Consider the following 15,966-nt stretch of genomic DNA (forward strand, 5'->3'; position numbering starts at 1 on the left):
CAAGCCATGAAATACCGCTTTCCTGAAGATTTTTGGTGGGGCACGGCAACCAGCGCGACGCAATCGGAAGGCCGCGTGGCCGGCGACGGTAAAGGCGAAAATATCTGGGACTATGCCTCAGAACATTTCACGGAACGCTTCCATGGCGGCGTCGGGTGCAGTGAAGCCTCTACATTTTATACGCACTACAAAGAAGATATTCAGCGCGCCAAAGAGATTGGCCTGAACTCTTTTCGTACCTCGATTTCCTGGTCACGCCTGATCCCTGACGGCGATGGCGAGGTGAATCCTCAGGCGGTGGCGTTCTACAACGCAGTTATCGATGAGTTGCAAGCTCAGGGTATTGAACCGTTTATCAATCTTTATCACTTCGATATGCCCATGGCCCTGCAGCAAAAAGGTGGCTTTGAGAATCGCGAAGTGGTGGATGCCTTTGCCCGCTATGCCCGCCTGTGCTACGAACTGTTCGGGGACAGAGTGCGTTATTGGTTCACCTTCAATGAACCGCTGATCCCGGCTGAAGCGGGCTATCTGCACCCACGTCATTACCCTTACGTCAGTGACTTCGGTCGCGCGGCACAGGTGTTGCACCACATCGTGCTGGCGCACTGCAAAGCCGTTGCAGCCTGGCGAGAATCCGGGCGGCAAGGGAAAATTGGCATCATCATGGATGTCATTCCGGTCTACCCGCGCAGCGACAGCGAAGAAGATCTTCAGGCAGCCAAAATGGCCGACCTCTTTTACACACGCAGCATTAATGAACCTATGTTGCTGGGCCACTATCCCGAAGAACTGCTGACCATCCTGAAAGAAGTTGACCAGCTTCCGCAAACTCAGCCTGGCGATTGTGAACTCATCGCTAATACACGCGTCGATTTAGTCGGGATTAATTACTACCGCCCTCGCCGCGTTAAAGCGCGTGAAACGCCACTTGATGCCAGTCAGCCTTTTGTGCCGGAACGTTTTTTTGAAGAGTACATTATGCCCGGTCGGCGGATGAACACGTCACGGGGCATCGAAATTTACCCGGAGGCGCTCTACGACATCGCCATGGTGATGAAAAACACCTACGGCAATGTGCCGTGGTTTGTCTCTGAAAACGGTATTGGTATTCAGGATGAAGAGCAGTTTATGGTTGATGGGCAGGTACAGGATGATTATCGCATCGCCTTCCTGCAGGAGCATTTGAGCTATCTGCATCAGGCCATTGCCGACGGCAGTCATTGTCTGGGTTATCACATGTGGACTTTCGTAGACTGCTGGTCATGGCAGAACGCCTATAAAAATCGCTATGGATTTTACCGCCTTGATCTGGCGACTCAGCAACGGTCGCTGAAAAAATCGGGACAGTGGTTCCGTTCCGTCATTGATAACAACGGGTTCGGGGAAGCGTGATATGTCCTTTTTTGAAAAGCTGGCTGAAAAAATGCTGCCGGTGGCGAACGCCATTGGCAATCAACGTCATATGCAGGCCATTCGCAATGGCTTAATTTCCATTCTGCCGCTGACGATTGTCGGCTCTTTTTTCGTTATCCTGCTGAATATCCCGATCAAAGGCTATATGGACTTTATCGCCCCGTGGCGAGACATGCTGGATGTGCCGTTTCGCTTCACAGTAGGACTGATGTCGCTGTACGCCGCCTTCACTATTGGCTCGTTCCTCGGTAAAAGCTACAAGCTCAACGACATCACCAGCGGGTTACTGGCCATGCTGGCGACACTGTTGATGATCGTGCCGGTGAATATCAAAGAGGGCGTGACCGTTGCCGGAGAAGCCGTTGCTGGCCGCTATATTCCCATTACCTCTTTAAGCTCGCAGGGGCTTTTCGGGGCGATTATTTCCTCGTTGATTGCCATCGAAATCTACCGTTTTATCAAAGTCCGCAATATTGAAATCAAGATGCCTGCTGGTGTTCCACCAGTGGTGGCGAGTTCTTTCTCGGCCCTGTTCCCGACACTTGCCGTCGTACTGATTTTCTGGATCCCCCGGCATTTTTTCAATATCGACATTAATGCCATTATCAGCTTCATTATTATGCCGCTGAAAGGCTTTATGACCGGGACCAATCTGTTTGGTGGGATCATCACTCAGTTCTTTATCGACCTGTTCTGGGTGTTTGGTATTCACGGCCATGCCGTGATGGGCCCGTTGATTCGCCCCTTGTGGGATCAGGCTATTGTGCAAAATATGGAGCTGTTCCAGGCCGGAACCAGCGCCTATGAATTGCCCAATATCTTTACTGAACAATTCTTCCAGTGGTACGCACAAATGGGTGGAACAGGCTCTACCTTAGCGCTGGTGGTGTTGTTTATTCGCTCGAAAGTTATCTACCTGAAATCGCTCGGCAAGCTGTCTTTCATTCCGGGTTTGTTCAATATTAACGAGCCAATGATATTTGGCGCGCCGATTGTCATGAACCCCATTCTGGCGGTGCCATTCATTCTTGCGCCGATGGTCAACACGGTGGTGGTGTACCTCTTTACTATTTCCGGGTTGATCCCACGCATGATGGTCAAACCGCCCTTCACTATTCCTGCCCCGCTGGGAGCCTTGATAACCACCAACTGGAACCTGATTGCCTGCGGATTGGTGTTCGTCTGCTTCTTTATTTCGCTGGCTATCTACTACCCGTTCTTCAAAGTGTACGAGAAGAAGATGCTGGAAACTGAACAGCAGCAAAAGGAAGAAGAAGCTCAAGCAAAGCAGTTGGCTGAATCAAACTGATAACCAAAAGAAACAGGCCGCGGGCGATATTTCCCGCGGCCTGACATTATGCGTACTCTTCTAATTGACGGGCCTGTTCAGCCTGCATGCGATAGTGTTCAAAACGCTTCCGAAACCAGACCTGCTGCTCCTCACTCATATTCCCGGTAACGCTCTGAATATCTACCGGCTGGCCCAAGGCGTGCATTCGAGCGAAACTGCGGGCCAGAAAATCAAAATTCTTTAGCGCATAGAGATTGTTTTGGTTCATCAGCATACCCTCCGTGACAATATTTATCGTATAAGGCCATATGCTTCTGTTTTCAGTATCGACTTATGGTTGCTCTTTTTTTGAGCGCTGCGTGCGCTTCTGCTGCATGAAGCCGGGTCTGGTTCACATTTCCACGCATCAATGGTTTTTTCAGGCATAAAAAAAACGGCAGCGTTAAACGCTACCGTCTTTTTATGTATCGCTGTGAAACGCTGTTACTGGTCTGCGCTCTGCTGCAGTGCGGCCGCTTCTTTCGCTGCCATGACACGCTCAACCGTATCGACCACGGCCTGAGTCTGCGGGTCAATTTCGATATTCACTTTCTCACCGAGTTTTTTCTTGCCAAGCGTGGTGCGTTCCAGCGTTTCCGGGATCAGATGCACACAGAAACGGGTTGGCGTCACTTCGCCCACCGTCAGGCTGATGCCATCGACGCCGATGAATCCTTTATAGAGGATGTATTTCATCAACGCGGCGTCCTGGACTTTGAACCAGATTTGACGGTTATTTTCAGACGTCAAAATTTTCGCCACCTCGGCGGTCGTCATAATATGACCGGACATTAAATGCCCACCGATTTCGTCATTAAAACGTGCGGCGCGTTCGACGTTAACCACATCGCCTTCTTTGAGCTCATCGAGGTTGGTAATACGCAACGTCTCTTTCATTAAATCAAAACTGATGCGGTTGCCATTAATCTCCGTCACCGTCAGGCAGCAACCGTTATGGGCAATCGACGCGCCAGTCTCAATGCCGTCGAGCATATGCTCCGGCATTTCAACCACATGGGTGCGAAAATTCGGTTTCTCATCGATGGACACAATTTTTGCGGTGCCCTGAACGATACCAGTAAACATGCCATTAACTCCTGTATCTACGAAGACGGAATCAGCACCGCCTTTTATGCCTCAAACAATATCAGTTGCCCTTCCTTGTTGCCAGTCAGCCAGTGCTCCCTGCCATTTTTTGACTGGCTTAATGGCGATGACTCGCTACAATATATTCGAAAATTCCCCTGCTCTTTCTTCTTGCTGCCAGTTTCGGCGGCTTTTTTAGTCTCTTCCACAATAACAAAGATAAAAAGGTATCTACCCGTGCAAAAGTACGTTTCAGAAGCGCGCCAGCTTCTCGCGCTGGCAATCCCGGTCATCCTTGCGCAGGTGGCCCAAACGGCAATGGGTTTTGTCGACACCGTCATGGCAGGCGGGTACAGCGCCACCGATATGGCCGCCGTTGCCATTGGCACGTCCATCTGGCTTCCGGCTATTCTGTTCGGACACGGCCTGCTTTTGGCGTTAACGCCCGTTATAGCTCAGCTCAATGGTTCCGGTCGTCGTGACCGCATTGGGCATCAGGTTCGTCAGGGCTTTTGGCTCGCGAGCAGCGTTTCCGTATTGGTGATGGTCGTTCTGTGGAACGCCGGATACATTATTCGCTCCATGCACAATATCGACCCTGAACTGGCTGATAAAGCCGTCGGTTATCTGCGAGCGTTACTGTGGGGCGTTCCCGGCTATCTGTGCTTCCAGGTATGCCGTAACCAATGCGAAGGCCTGGCCAAAACCAAGCCCGGCATGGTGATGGGATTTATCGGCCTGCTGGTCAACATCCCGGTTAACTACATCTTTATTTATGGTCACTTTGGCATGCCGGAACTCGGCGGTGTGGGCTGCGGTGTAGCAACCGCCGCGGTTTACTGGGTGATGTTTATTGCCATGCTGTCCTATGTGAAGAACGCACGCTCCATGCGTGACATCCGCACGCACGAAGGATTTGTGCTGCCGGATATGGCAATCATGAAACGCCTGGTGCAGCTTGGCTTGCCGATTGCGCTGGCGCTGTTCTTTGAAGTGACGCTGTTTGCCGTCGTAGCTCTGCTGGTTTCACCGCTAGGCATTATTGATGTTGCCGGGCACCAGATCGCCCTGAACTTCAGCTCGCTGATGTTCGTTCTGCCGATGTCACTGGCCGCTGCGGTGACCATTCGCGTAGGCTTCCGTCTGGGCCAGGGCTCCACGCTGGATGCCCAAACAGCTGCGTGGACAGGGCTTGGTGTAGGTGTGTGTATGGCGGTCATGACCGCTATCTTCACCGTTACTCTGCGCTCGCACATTGCTATGTTGTATAACGATAACCCTGAGGTGGTGACGCTCGCCTCGCAGCTGATGCTGCTGGCAGCGGTTTATCAGATTTCTGATTCCATTCAGGTTATCGGCAGCGGCATTCTGCGCGGCTATAAAGACACGCGCTCCATCTTCTTTATTACTTTCACGGCGTACTGGGTGCTGGGTCTGCCAAGCGGCTATATTCTGGCGTTAACAGATATTGTCGTGCCGAGAATGGGCCCTGCAGGCTTCTGGATGGGCTTTATTATCGGTCTGACCTCGGCGGCCATCCTGATGATGTTGCGTATGCGCTTCCTTCAGCGTCAACCTTCCGCCATCATTCTGGCGCGCGCGGCTCGCTAACCCCAAAGCCGCTACTTTTAAGTGGCGGCTTTCTCAACAGTTTGTGCAGTTGTTCCGCAATCGCGTGAAATCAGAAAGAAAAGTGGCAATTGCCTCTTGCCACTTCCCCTCCCTGCCGCTAATATTCGTCCCCGTTGTGCGTCCGTAGCTCAGTTGGTTAGAGCACCACCTTGACATGGTGGGGGTCGGTGGTTCGAGTCCACTCGGACGCACCATTGCGTTCATAGCTCAGTTGGTTAGAGCACCACCTTGACATGGTGGGGGTCGTTGGTTCGAGTCCAATTGAACGCACCATCATCGCTTTTCTTATGTGCGTCCGTAGCTCAGTTGGTTAGAGCACCACCTTGACATGGTGGGGGTCGGTGGTTCGAGTCCACTCGGACGCACCATTCAGTGTTTTACCTTTCTTGTATTCCCTTTCTGCTCATCGCATAAGCTATTGATATTTCTTGATCGGTGTTCGTACTGAGAGATCGCCATAAAATTAATATCCATAAAACATCTGTGGGATCGTTCCGTTCACTAACAAGGTCAAAACCAGGATCAAAATCTCTTTTCCATTAGCTGAGGTGGGCACTGGTGTTGGTCCCCGCTGAAACCGCCGAGCTGACGACCAGATGACAAGGTCAGGCCGCCATGGATGGCGGACTGAGGCGAAATGAGACAGGGACGTCGAGTCGAGCCGGCCGCAGGCAGCTGGTTGGCAGGGAGGTTTAGTGCAAAGCACCGGTTTCATTCGCGGGGTCGCAGGGATTGTTAAGGGAGCCGCGAGAGGCTCCCTTAACCCGTTCACGTGCAAAGATAGTTAAGGTGATAGCAAGTCATAAAGTGAACGGAACAGTGCTCTGGACCCCAGCGCCATCCATGCACCTTCATTTATCGAGCACTCTCTTCCATCGCCAGGATCTTTTGCTTCAACCCGAGGTCATCGCTAACGCCCAGCTTGCGCATAATGTTTCGTTTATGGCTGCTGATGGTTTTTTGGCTGCGGAACAGAGCCTGCGAAATCTCCACCCCGTTTTTCCCGTTGCGAATAAATTTCAGGACTTTACTTTCCGTTTCGGTAAGTTTTATTTCATCAACGGGCACGGGTTGTTGCATCAGTAGTTCACGAATAAACGGGCTCATGAATCGTTTATGTCGAGCACTGGACTCGATGATCTCACGGAAATTTAAAAAATGTTCATCGACGCAAAGGAGGGAACAGCGGGATTCTTGCTGCAGTTTTTTTATCAACCGACGCTGGTAGGCGTGCACCAGAACCAGTAATCGAGAGTTGACGACCGGAAGCGCTTGCACATCAATATCTGTGTTGGCAGTCAAATCGAGAATATAGAGGTTTGGAACAATACCCTCTTCTTCTTTCGACAGAATAAGATACGACCAACCTGGATTGGTTCGTGCCAAATGCGTCAGGCCAAATCCAATAGCCTGAACCCAGATGCTCTGTGCAGAAAGCGATAATACGTTGTAATTGGCCAAAAGATCACCCTGCCTGATATTGAGATGAAAGTTGTGAAAGCTCGAACAGCACTTGAAGCCAGTCCGAATGCGACTTAAGTTCTAACGCTTCACATAAATTATGCTTCCAGGAGAAAATCGTTTTATAGCTGCAGTTACGTTGCTCAGACATTTTTCTTGAAGAGAGCCCCGATGCAAATTGCAGCAGAATCTCCAGTTCCGTTTGCGTGATGCTACGTGCTCGCGCTACCCCAGCTGGCGCTCGTACAGCTCGCGGTTTAGCACCCATCACTTCGGTCACTAAGGCAGGCAGCACGGTGGCAATGTCTTCTTCGGCAATCACCTTGTGAACGTGCAGGGACTTTAATAAACGCAGCATCCAGGGATATTCTGCGGGTACCCAGACAAGAGTTTTGACTTTCAGTGATTTCATCCGGCGAATTAATCGCAAGAGGTCAAAACAGGCATGCCCCGCACCACCCACGCCAATAAGCAACGTTTTATTGTCTGAGCGCGACGCATGCAGGCCTTCAAGTAATGAAGGCAGCACTTGATATGTCTGAATGTGTGAGTGTTGTTTCGTTAATAAACCGGTAACCGCCGTGCGCATCAACATGCGCGGCTCAAAAAGAAATAGCGCTGGCACTGTGGGAGATCCTTGTTCCATAACGTCCATGATCAGAAAATGATTAACAACGCCAGAGTAGTAGATTCACACTTATTGACAATACGCCAGTGGGTCCAATAGTGGATTTGTAAGTCACATTTTTATTACAATTAAACGATTATTCTTTTTAATTAACGATATACCAAAGTCGTACAACAGCGGTCTTCCGTATATTCCTACTCAATAGTGGCCCTGGCGGAGGAATAAATTTCAGCCCTTCGCGCTCAAAAAGCGCACACCAGGGACCAAAGTCCATTCATTAATTAAATATGACGTCCCGGATCCTTTCTTTTTAAGCATCCTTCATGATCCAGGAAATTTGCTGAGTTTTGGTTGCCGGAACATGGGTTCGGCGGCGATACGAGCCCAGTTCTTCTGGCGTGCAATACGTGCAGTTTTCGAGCACTTCGACATTTTCAGCATGAATCCCTGAGTCCTGCAATTGCAGCAGACAGAAGGTCGGTAAATCAAACCAATAGCTGTTGTTTTCACGGGCATTGGCGCTTAGCGCATTTGGCTGCTGTGGGAAACTGAAGAACAACCGTTGCTGATTGCGGGTAACAATTTCCCGAGCGGGCATCTGCAACAAAGTGTGATAAAACGCTTCAGAGACCTCGTAACAGCAAGCCCGAATATGCGGCCCTATGGCGACCACAATATCTTTCGCCTCAATGCCACTGGCAGCAAACTGCTGCACAGTTTGCTGTACAATGCCTGCCGCTGTACCACGCCATCCGGCATGCACACTGGCAATCACCCTGCCGTCGCGGGAAGCCATCAGCAAAGGCAAACAATCCGCGGTCACAATCCCTATCTGCTGCGCCGTAAGCGACGTGATTACGCCGTCCACATGTGGGCGCTGTTCAGGTATTTCTGTCAGGGACAAAAGCTCAGCGCCATGCACCTGTTTGATATCCACCAGCCGGGATTGATCAAAAGCTGCAGATTCATGAACGTTCAGGAAAGCGTGGCGAATGCCGGGAATGTCGGTCAGTAAACGGGAAAACCAGGCCATAATTGTCTTTGCGTCTTTGGGCTTAGCCTATAACCGTAAACCAGCGATGCCATTCCGGCAAGCCGGATGACACCGCAGGTGTTGCGTCGTTACAGCACTTTGCTGAGGAAGGAAGCGGTACGAGGGTTTTGCGGAGTGTTGAAAATGTGTTCTGGTGTGCCCTGCTCCTGAATCACGCCCTGGTCGATGAAAATCACCCGATCCGCCACTTCACGGGCGAAGCCCATTTCATGGGTCACGATAACCATCGTCATCCCTTCTTTGGCGAGGTTTTTCATCACGTCCAGCACGTCGCCCACCAGTTCCGGGTCCAGCGCTGAAGTGGGTTCATCAAACAGCATGATGGAAGGTTGCATCGCCAACGCCCGAGCGATGGCTACGCGCTGTTGCTGACCGCCAGAAAGGCTCGACGGCCAGGCATCGCGTTTATCGCTGAGCCCAACTTTCGCCAGCAGACCTTCAGCAAAAGTGATAGCTTCCGCCCGTGACATGCCGCGCAGCGCCATCGGCGCCATCAGCAAGTTTTCCAGCACCGTCATGTGCGGGAACAGGTTAAAGCGCTGAAACACCATCCCCACGCTTTCGCGCATCTTATTCAGGTCAGTTTTCTTATCGTGAACCGGGAAGCCGTTGACCACCACTTCCCCTTCGCTCACCGATTCCAGCGCATTCATACAGCGCAGAAACGTACTTTTCCCGGAACCCGACGGGCCAATCACACACACCACTTCCTGCGGCTGAATATCGCAGTCGATCCCGCGCAGGACATGGCTTTCACCAAAACGTTTATGCAGATTTTTAATGTGAATCACTTTTGCCAAACCTCTTTTCCAGACGGTTAACCAGCTGCGCCAGCACGAACGTAATAACCCAGTACACCACTGAAATGGTCAGGTAGGGTTCCCAGTAGGTGGCGTAAGCCCCGGAAACCGTTCTCGCGGCGTAAGCGAGATCGGCAAGGCCAATGGCTGAGGCCAGGGAAGAATCCTTCACGATAGCAATCGCGTTGTTCCCCAGCGGCGGCAGAATGCGGCGAAATGCTTGCGGCAAAATCACCTTCCGCATGGTTTTCCACCATGGCATCCCCAATGCACGCGAGGCTTCCATCTGCCCTTTGTCGATGGACTGAATGCCGGCGCGGAAAATCTCCGAAACGTAGGCGCCCGCATTCAGCGTGATCGCCACAATACAGGACAGAAACGCGCCGTAGTTTGAACGCAGTTCGCGGGCGAAGTCACTGCTCATCACTCCACCGGTGACCAGCAGGCCGTCGCGCGGGTTGATAAACAAAGGCACCAGCGCGAAGTGAACCACCATGATTTGCACAAACAGGGGCGTGCCACGGAATGCGCTGACGTAAAAACGCACCGGGAACTGCACCAGATAGCGCAGGATGTATTTCCATGGCCCATGTTCAGCTTTGGCCATTCGCCCCAGGCCGAGGGTCAGACCCCACAGCGTGCCGAGGATCACACAGATGATGGTGCACTTGAGGGTCATTATCGCGCCGTCAATAAACAGCGGGCCGTACTCCTCGATAATTTCCCAACGGAATCCCGTCATACTTTATCCCTGAAAAAAACGGCGATCGTCCGCAAAGGCGATCGCCGTGGTGTTAAATGAAAAGCGTGATTATTGTGCAGGCAGCGTTGGAACGTCTGCGTCAAACCAGGTCTGGTAGATTTTGGCGTAAGTGCCGTCAGCGACGATTTTCTTCAGGCCATCGTTGATTTTGCCCAGCAGCTCAGTGTTGCCTTTTGCCACTGCAATGCCGAAATACTGACGTTCAAATTTGGCGTCCGGCACCAGTTTGAACTGTTTTTCCGGGTGTTGTTTGATGTAGTACTTCACCACGCCGACATCGCCGACCGCCGCGCTGACACCGTCTTCAAACAGTTCCTGTAACATCAGCGGCGTGTTGTCGAAACGCTTGATAGCGGTGCTGTTTTTGCCCAGCACATCAGACACCACGATATCGCCGGTGCTGGAGTTCACCACGCCGACTTTCTCTGTTTTCAGCGCATCAAGCGACGTCACTTTTGAGTCTTTCGGCACCACAATGGACTGCTCTGCCGGGAAATAAGGGGCAGAGAAATCGACCATTTGTTTACGTTTGTCGGTAATGGTGATCCCTGAAATGATGATGTCGCGATCGCCAGAATTGAGGGTCGCAAAAATGCCTTCCCATGGCGTGTTGACCAGTTTGATATCAAAATTTTCCGCTTTGGCGATAGCCTTAATCACGTCGATATCAAAGCCTTCCAGCTGCTTTTGATTGTTTTCGAACTCGAACGGGCGATAAGTTCCGCCAGCCCCAACCACATACGTTTCTGCTGCTGCCTGTGCGCTTGCGGCTAACGCTGCCGTCAGACAACAGGCTTTCATCCATTTGCTGATCATATCATTACCTTTTTATGCATTTAATTTGCATAAAAATACATAAACTAATCTGCATATGCAACAAATGATCGTCCTTATAACTGCAGGTTATGTCCTACAACCCTCTCTCCTGGCAGAAGGCACCTTATCAAGACGCCTCCAGCCAGCTCGCAATCGCATCGTTGAGCTGATTCAGATGATGCTCGGTTTCCTGCCAGGTTGTGCGGATGCATTCGGGATCGGGCGCTTGCTGTCGGCAGAGTTCTTCGACCTCTTTGCAGGCTTTCGCTGCGGCTGTAGCACCGATAATCTGCGCCATGCCGTGCAAGCGATGTACGCAAGATCCCAGCTCAGGCCAGTCTTCGATTTCCAGGCAATCGCGGGCTTTTATCGCGTCTTCCCGGTTGGCGTTCAGCGTGGTTTGCAGCAACGTTTTGAGCCATTCGTCATCGTGCTGAGTAAACTCTCGCAAATTATCGAGAGACAAGATTGCCCCTAGCGAAGGCCGTAGCGTTAGCCCCTGTGAGGCCAGTTTTTTGGCGACTGCCTCAAGCATGCCCTGAAGCTGCGGCAACTGCAGCGGTTTGAACAAACAGTCGTCCATCCCGGCCTCTATGCAGCGGTTACGCTCTTCAGGCCAGGTGTTTGCCGTCAGCCCGAGGATCACCACCGGCTGCTTTTGATGCTCACGAATCAACTTCGTGAGCCCAATCCCGTCAATCACTGGCATGCTGCAATCGGTGATCACCAGGTCGAAATCCCCATTTTGCCAGAGCCCAAAAGCCTCTTCACCATCGCAGGCTTCGGTCACCCGATGTCCCAGATGAGTCAACTGGCGACGAAGTAACATGCGGTTCGCCGGATGGTCATCTGCTGTCAGAATGTTCAGCGAAAGCCTGTCCGGAAGCAGCGCCGGAGCCACTTCAGCGACGCGAGCCTCCGGTCGCTTGTTAGTTTGCTGTACTGGGATGGAGAATCTGACCGTCGTTCCCCGGCCACTTTCACTGGTCAGTGAGATATCACCGCCCATCATTTCGACAAGCTGTGCACAGATAGCCAATCCCAGCCCGGACCCGCTCTGCTTGCGCCCTACTTCGGTTTGTTCCCAGGGATCAAAGATGGTAGCCAGCGCTTCTTCGCCAATGCCCTGACCGCTGTCCTGCACCGCAATCTGCAACACCACCGTTTCGGCGTCGCGCGGCGCAATATCCATGGCGATATCAATCCCGCCCTGTTCGGTAAATTTGATGGCATTGCCGACAAGATTCGACAGGATCTGGCGGAAACGCAGTGGGTCGATAAACACTTCACCCGGAAGCGTTGGCGGCAAAGTACAACGCAACCGTAAGCCTTTTTGCCGCGCCAACCCTTCAAATACACGCAATACTGGCGGCAACAATTCGGTGGTTCGCACCCACTCCGGTGACAGTTCCAGTCGCCCGGATTCAATGCGCGCCATATCAAGAATATCGCCGATAATGCCCATCAGGCTGCGGGAAGACTCCCACGCCACGCGGATCGGATCTTCTTCTCCCGGCTCCTCTTCGGCGGTTTTCACTGCCAACTCCAGCAGCCCAATGATGGCGCTCACTGGCGTACGAATTTCATGGCTCATGGTCGCCAGGAACGTGCTCTTCGCTCTGTTCGCCTGCTCAGCACGTTCGCGAGCTTCCGACAGCTCCTGCATCAGCTGTTCGTGACGAGTCAAATCAATCCAGTTGCAAATCAGCCCAGCGAAAGGCTGCTGCTCGTCGCCCCACGGCACGGCATAGTGCAGCACGCTGCGTTCAGATTCACCGCTGTCAATCTTCACCGCCAGTGGGGTTGAAGAATGCGGCAGTTGGCCTTCCGCCATCAACGGCTGCAGTTGCTGCCAGATGGCGTGCAGCGGGTTGTCTTCATTGCCGATATTCTGCTGAGCCTTTTCACGCTGTTCATCGTTGAAGAATGCGGACCACGCGGGGTTATAGCGCAGTAACTCGCCGCGCTGATTGACGACATAAACAGGCACCGACACGCTGTTAAGTAAAGTGTCGCTGAACAAAAGCTCAGTCTGCATCTGGTTCTGCGCCCGACGACGACCCGCCACCTGACGACGCAAAAACCACACCCAGCCCAAAAACGTCGCCGCTACCACCGCCGCCATCGCCACCACCAGCCAAAACTGCTTGCGATAGATTTCCCAGGTGTCCAGCTTCACGTCCGGACGGGTTTGCCATTTCGCCAGAATGCGCGACACGTCGTTCGAAGGAATATCCGCCAGGGCCTTGTTCAGAATGCTCAGCAGTTCAGGCTGATCACGGCGCACGGCAAAGCCGACTTCCGCTGAGTGCTCCCCAAGGGTATTGGCAATTTTCAATTCATTCTGGAAATAGCGGGCAATCATATAATGCGCGCCAATCAGAGTGTGCACCGCACCGTCAGCGGTGCCCTCTTTTACGTTTTGCAGCGCCAGGCTGGCGTTATCCACCAATAGCAAATTAATGCCCGGATAGCGGCTGCGCAGTTCTGGGATCAGCGCATTGCCTTTTACCAGCGCCAGGGTCATCGAACGGTTGATGCGCACCGGATGATCGATTCCCGCTTTGACCACCAGCACAAACGGCGAGGTGAAATACGGGCGACTGAAGAGCAGTTGGTTATCACGAGTGTCGCTCCAGGTCATCGACCCCAGAAAGGCCACTTGCTTCGACCCGATGTGGCTGAACATACTGTCGACCGATTCCGACGGTTGCGGGTTGAAGTTTATCCCGGTTCGCAGGCTGATTAAGCGCAGAATATCAGCCGTGATCCCGTAGAACGACCCGTTCTGGCTGACCATGGTGAAAGGTGCGTAGAAGGCATTTACGCCCACCGGCACTACAGGATTTCGCGCAATCCAGCGTTGTTCGCGTTCGGTAAACGCCACGGTTTGCTGGGTGCGCCACAATTCAGCCTCTTCACTCCATTTGTGCAGAATGCCTTCACTTTGCGCACGCGGAATAGCCTGTAACGCTTTGTCGACGCCTTGAAGCAAAACATCTTCATCGCGGCGAAGAATAAAGCGGCTCCCGGTATCGTGATCGGGAAACACATGCTGCAATTCGAGGTAGTGGTTGTAATTGCGGGTCATCAAATAAGATGCGGTAATCAGGTTGCCGACGTAGAAATCATTCTCGTCAAACGCCACCGAGGCCATGGCTTCGGTGTCACTGTTGAAACGCACGATACGCACGCCGGGAAATTGTGTCGTCAGCCAACTGTCGTCTATGTACCAGTTGGAGATCGCCAGCCTCATTCCAGGCTGGTACTCGAAATTGCCTTTTGTCGCCTGCTGGCGATGAACCAGAACCGGGTGATCGGTCACGAAATTGCGGCTGACCACCAGGTTGCTGTGGCTCGAAATCGGAAAACCAGCCGGGTCGACAACCATATCCACGCTGCCGTTTTCCAGTTCGCTGATGGCTTCGTCACGGGTGCTATAACGCTGAATGTTCGTTTGCAGCCCAAGGTACTGCGCCACCAGCAGCACGTAGTCCGCGCCGATCCCCTCGTATTTCCCGGATTCAGTAAACAGATTGAGCGGCGGAATTTCAGGCCGCCAGACGCCAATCGTCAGTACCCGTTTTTCACCTAACCAGCGCCAGTCCTGATCGCTCAGCGCAAAGTTGCTGTTGTGATAGTGTTCCTGACTGCGAATTTGCAGTGCTTCTGGCGGCAGCGGCTCGCGGGCATAACCCGTCGTCAGCAAGCTAAAAGTAAGAATAAAAAAAAGAAGAAACTTCACAGTGTTAGTCCAGATGGTGCCTGCGCGCAAAATTCAGCAGCGCAGGCAGATCGCTAATGTCGAGTTTTTCCATAATCCGGTTGCGGTAGGTACTCACGGTTTTATTGCTGATGTGCATCTGCCGGGAGATATCCACCAGGCGCAGCCCTTGCGCCAGATAGCGCAGCACCTGCAGTTCACGGCTGGAAAGCTGCGTCAGTGCGGTGGTTTCCTGATCGTCGGTTTTTAAGGTCGAACCGTCGCTACGTTTGCGAGGGAAGTAGCTATAGCCGCGCAGGATGGCTTTAACAGCATCGCCCAACTCTTCCAGGTTATTGCGTTTGCTGACGAAGCCATCCGCGCCAATCTGCTGACAGCGGCTGAGAAAGTGGGCGTCATCCCGCCCGGTCAGCACCAAAATGCCGCCACTAAACCCGGCGGCACGCAGTTTTTCAATCACTTCCACGCCGCTCATGGTCGGGATATCCAGGTCAACGATCACCATGTCCGGCTGACGGGTTCGAATCAGGTTCAGCCCCTGAAGGCCATCATCGGCCTCCAATACAATGCTGTGTTCGTCTTTTTCAAGCAGCATCCGAATGGCAAGTCGGGCTACGGGGTGATCGTCAATGATCGCAATATTGGCCATGAAAGCTCCAGCTATCGTTTTAGTTTTCAGTCAGATACCAAAAATGTAGCAGATGCGTGGAAAATTACCTTTTACTGATAAGTCATGGTAAACGTTGCGGTCGCATCCGCTTGTCCTGGCATCACTTTGCTGCCCGTTTGGTAGTAGCGAGCTTTCAGCAGCAGGTCTGTAAAACCACCACGTGATGTACCCGCACTCATGGCCGTGCCGAACTGCACGGGCGCATCGTTGTAAAGCACCTGAATGCCCACACCGCTCGCTTGCGCTCCGCTCCCTCCGTTGAGGTTCAGCACGCCATTGCTGGCATCCGCCAGCCCTGCGCTACCGGGATCAAGACGCATCGATACCCGGGTCCCGGCAGTACAATCCAGCGCGATATCAAAGGTGTTATCGTTACCGGTGCTGCCCGGGCCGCTGAAGTCGATATTCCTTGTTAAGCCCATGGGCACGTTGATGGTGGTATTACTCACTGAACAGCCCACGGTGCGTACAGTTCCGCCGCCCAGAATGACGTTCATGATGTCACTTTCCCCGACAACCTGAGCCTTCACTATTGAGCCTCCGGTCATGGGGCCCGACCCTGTGGTTGCCGCTATTTTTACCAGCT

Annotated in this window: 14 protein-coding genes and 3 tRNA genes; 6 read left to right on the top strand and 11 right to left on the bottom strand. The window is 52.6% G+C overall.

What is annotated here, in order from left to right:
• Positions 1-6: 6 nt before the first annotated feature.
• A complete protein-coding gene (locus ACI2I2_RS02485; protein WP_404656449.1) occupies positions 7-1,395 on the top strand; it encodes a glycoside hydrolase family 1 protein in 1,389 nt (462 codons plus the stop codon).
• Position 1,396: 1 nt separating this feature from the next.
• The gene (locus ACI2I2_RS02490) at positions 1,397-2,725 is read left to right on the top strand and encodes a PTS sugar transporter subunit IIC (protein WP_404656450.1); all 1,329 of its coding nucleotides are present in this window, start codon (positions 1,397-1,399) and stop codon (positions 2,723-2,725) included.
• Between the two features lie 46 nt (positions 2,726-2,771).
• Here the strand turns inward: ACI2I2_RS02490 and glgS are convergent, their stop codons facing one another.
• Positions 2,772-2,981, bottom strand: a complete 210-nt coding sequence (glgS, locus tag ACI2I2_RS02495; protein WP_330982627.1) for a cell surface composition regulator GlgS — start codon at positions 2,979-2,981, stop codon at positions 2,772-2,774.
• 209 nt (positions 2,982-3,190) lie between these two features.
• Positions 3,191-3,832, bottom strand: coding sequence for a riboflavin synthase subunit alpha (locus ACI2I2_RS02500; RefSeq protein ID WP_404656451.1), 642 nt, complete (start codon positions 3,830-3,832; stop codon positions 3,191-3,193).
• Positions 3,833-4,069: 237 nt separating this feature from the next.
• On the opposite strand from ACI2I2_RS02500, the gene mdtK reads away from it, so the two are divergent.
• From mdtK to ACI2I2_RS02520, 4 genes are all read left to right on the top strand, one after another.
• Positions 4,070-5,443, top strand: a complete 1,374-nt coding sequence (gene mdtK / locus ACI2I2_RS02505) for an MdtK family multidrug efflux MATE transporter (RefSeq protein WP_404656452.1) — start codon at positions 4,070-4,072, stop codon at positions 5,441-5,443.
• A 138-nt stretch (positions 5,444-5,581) separates the two neighbouring features.
• Positions 5,582-5,658: transfer RNA gene (locus ACI2I2_RS02510), tRNA-Val, on the top strand.
• Positions 5,659-5,660: 2 nt separating this feature from the next.
• Positions 5,661-5,737, top strand: a tRNA-Val gene (locus tag ACI2I2_RS02515).
• Positions 5,738-5,755: 18 nt separating this feature from the next.
• Positions 5,756-5,832: transfer RNA gene (locus ACI2I2_RS02520), tRNA-Val, on the top strand.
• 487 nt (positions 5,833-6,319) lie between these two features.
• On the opposite strand, the gene ACI2I2_RS02525 is transcribed toward ACI2I2_RS02520, so the two are convergent.
• From ACI2I2_RS02525 to ACI2I2_RS02565, 9 genes are all read right to left on the bottom strand, one after another.
• Positions 6,320-6,925: a LuxR C-terminal-related transcriptional regulator gene (locus ACI2I2_RS02525; RefSeq protein ID WP_404656453.1), complete on the bottom strand. Its 606-nt coding sequence runs from the start codon at positions 6,923-6,925 to the stop codon at positions 6,320-6,322.
• A 4-nt stretch (positions 6,926-6,929) separates the two neighbouring features.
• The gene (locus ACI2I2_RS02530; protein WP_404656454.1) at positions 6,930-7,571 is read right to left on the bottom strand and encodes a LuxR C-terminal-related transcriptional regulator; all 642 of its coding nucleotides are present in this window, start codon (positions 7,569-7,571) and stop codon (positions 6,930-6,932) included.
• A gap of 292 nt (positions 7,572-7,863) precedes the next feature.
• Complete coding sequence (pgeF, locus tag ACI2I2_RS02535) at positions 7,864-8,586, bottom strand: peptidoglycan editing factor PgeF (RefSeq protein WP_404656455.1); 723 nt, start codon at positions 8,584-8,586, stop codon at positions 7,864-7,866.
• A gap of 89 nt (positions 8,587-8,675) precedes the next feature.
• Positions 8,676-9,398 carry an amino acid ABC transporter ATP-binding protein gene (locus ACI2I2_RS02540; protein WP_404656486.1) on the bottom strand — a complete coding sequence of 241 codons (723 nt, stop codon included), beginning with the start codon at positions 9,396-9,398 and terminating at the stop codon, positions 8,676-8,678.
• Complete coding sequence (locus ACI2I2_RS02545) at positions 9,385-10,149, bottom strand: amino acid ABC transporter permease (RefSeq protein WP_404656456.1); 765 nt, start codon at positions 10,147-10,149, stop codon at positions 9,385-9,387. Before ACI2I2_RS02545 ends, ACI2I2_RS02540 begins: the two co-directional genes overlap by 14 nt.
• Positions 10,150-10,218: 69 nt before the next feature.
• A complete protein-coding gene (locus ACI2I2_RS02550; protein ID WP_404656457.1) occupies positions 10,219-10,986 on the bottom strand; it encodes a basic amino acid ABC transporter substrate-binding protein in 768 nt (255 codons plus the stop codon).
• Between the two features lie 127 nt (positions 10,987-11,113).
• Positions 11,114-14,731: a transporter substrate-binding domain-containing protein gene (locus tag ACI2I2_RS02555; protein WP_404656458.1), complete on the bottom strand. Its 3,618-nt coding sequence runs from the start codon at positions 14,729-14,731 to the stop codon at positions 11,114-11,116.
• Between the two features lie 4 nt (positions 14,732-14,735).
• Positions 14,736-15,359, bottom strand: coding sequence for a response regulator (locus ACI2I2_RS02560; RefSeq protein ID WP_404656459.1), 624 nt, complete (start codon positions 15,357-15,359; stop codon positions 14,736-14,738).
• 71 nt (positions 15,360-15,430) lie between these two features.
• Positions 15,431-15,966: fimbrial protein (locus tag ACI2I2_RS02565; protein ID WP_404656460.1), on the bottom strand; the 536-nt coding region annotated here is incomplete at its 5' end.

The organism is Scandinavium sp. NPDC088450, assembly GCF_044900545.1.
Lineage (GTDB): Bacteria > Pseudomonadota > Gammaproteobacteria > Enterobacterales > Enterobacteriaceae > Scandinavium.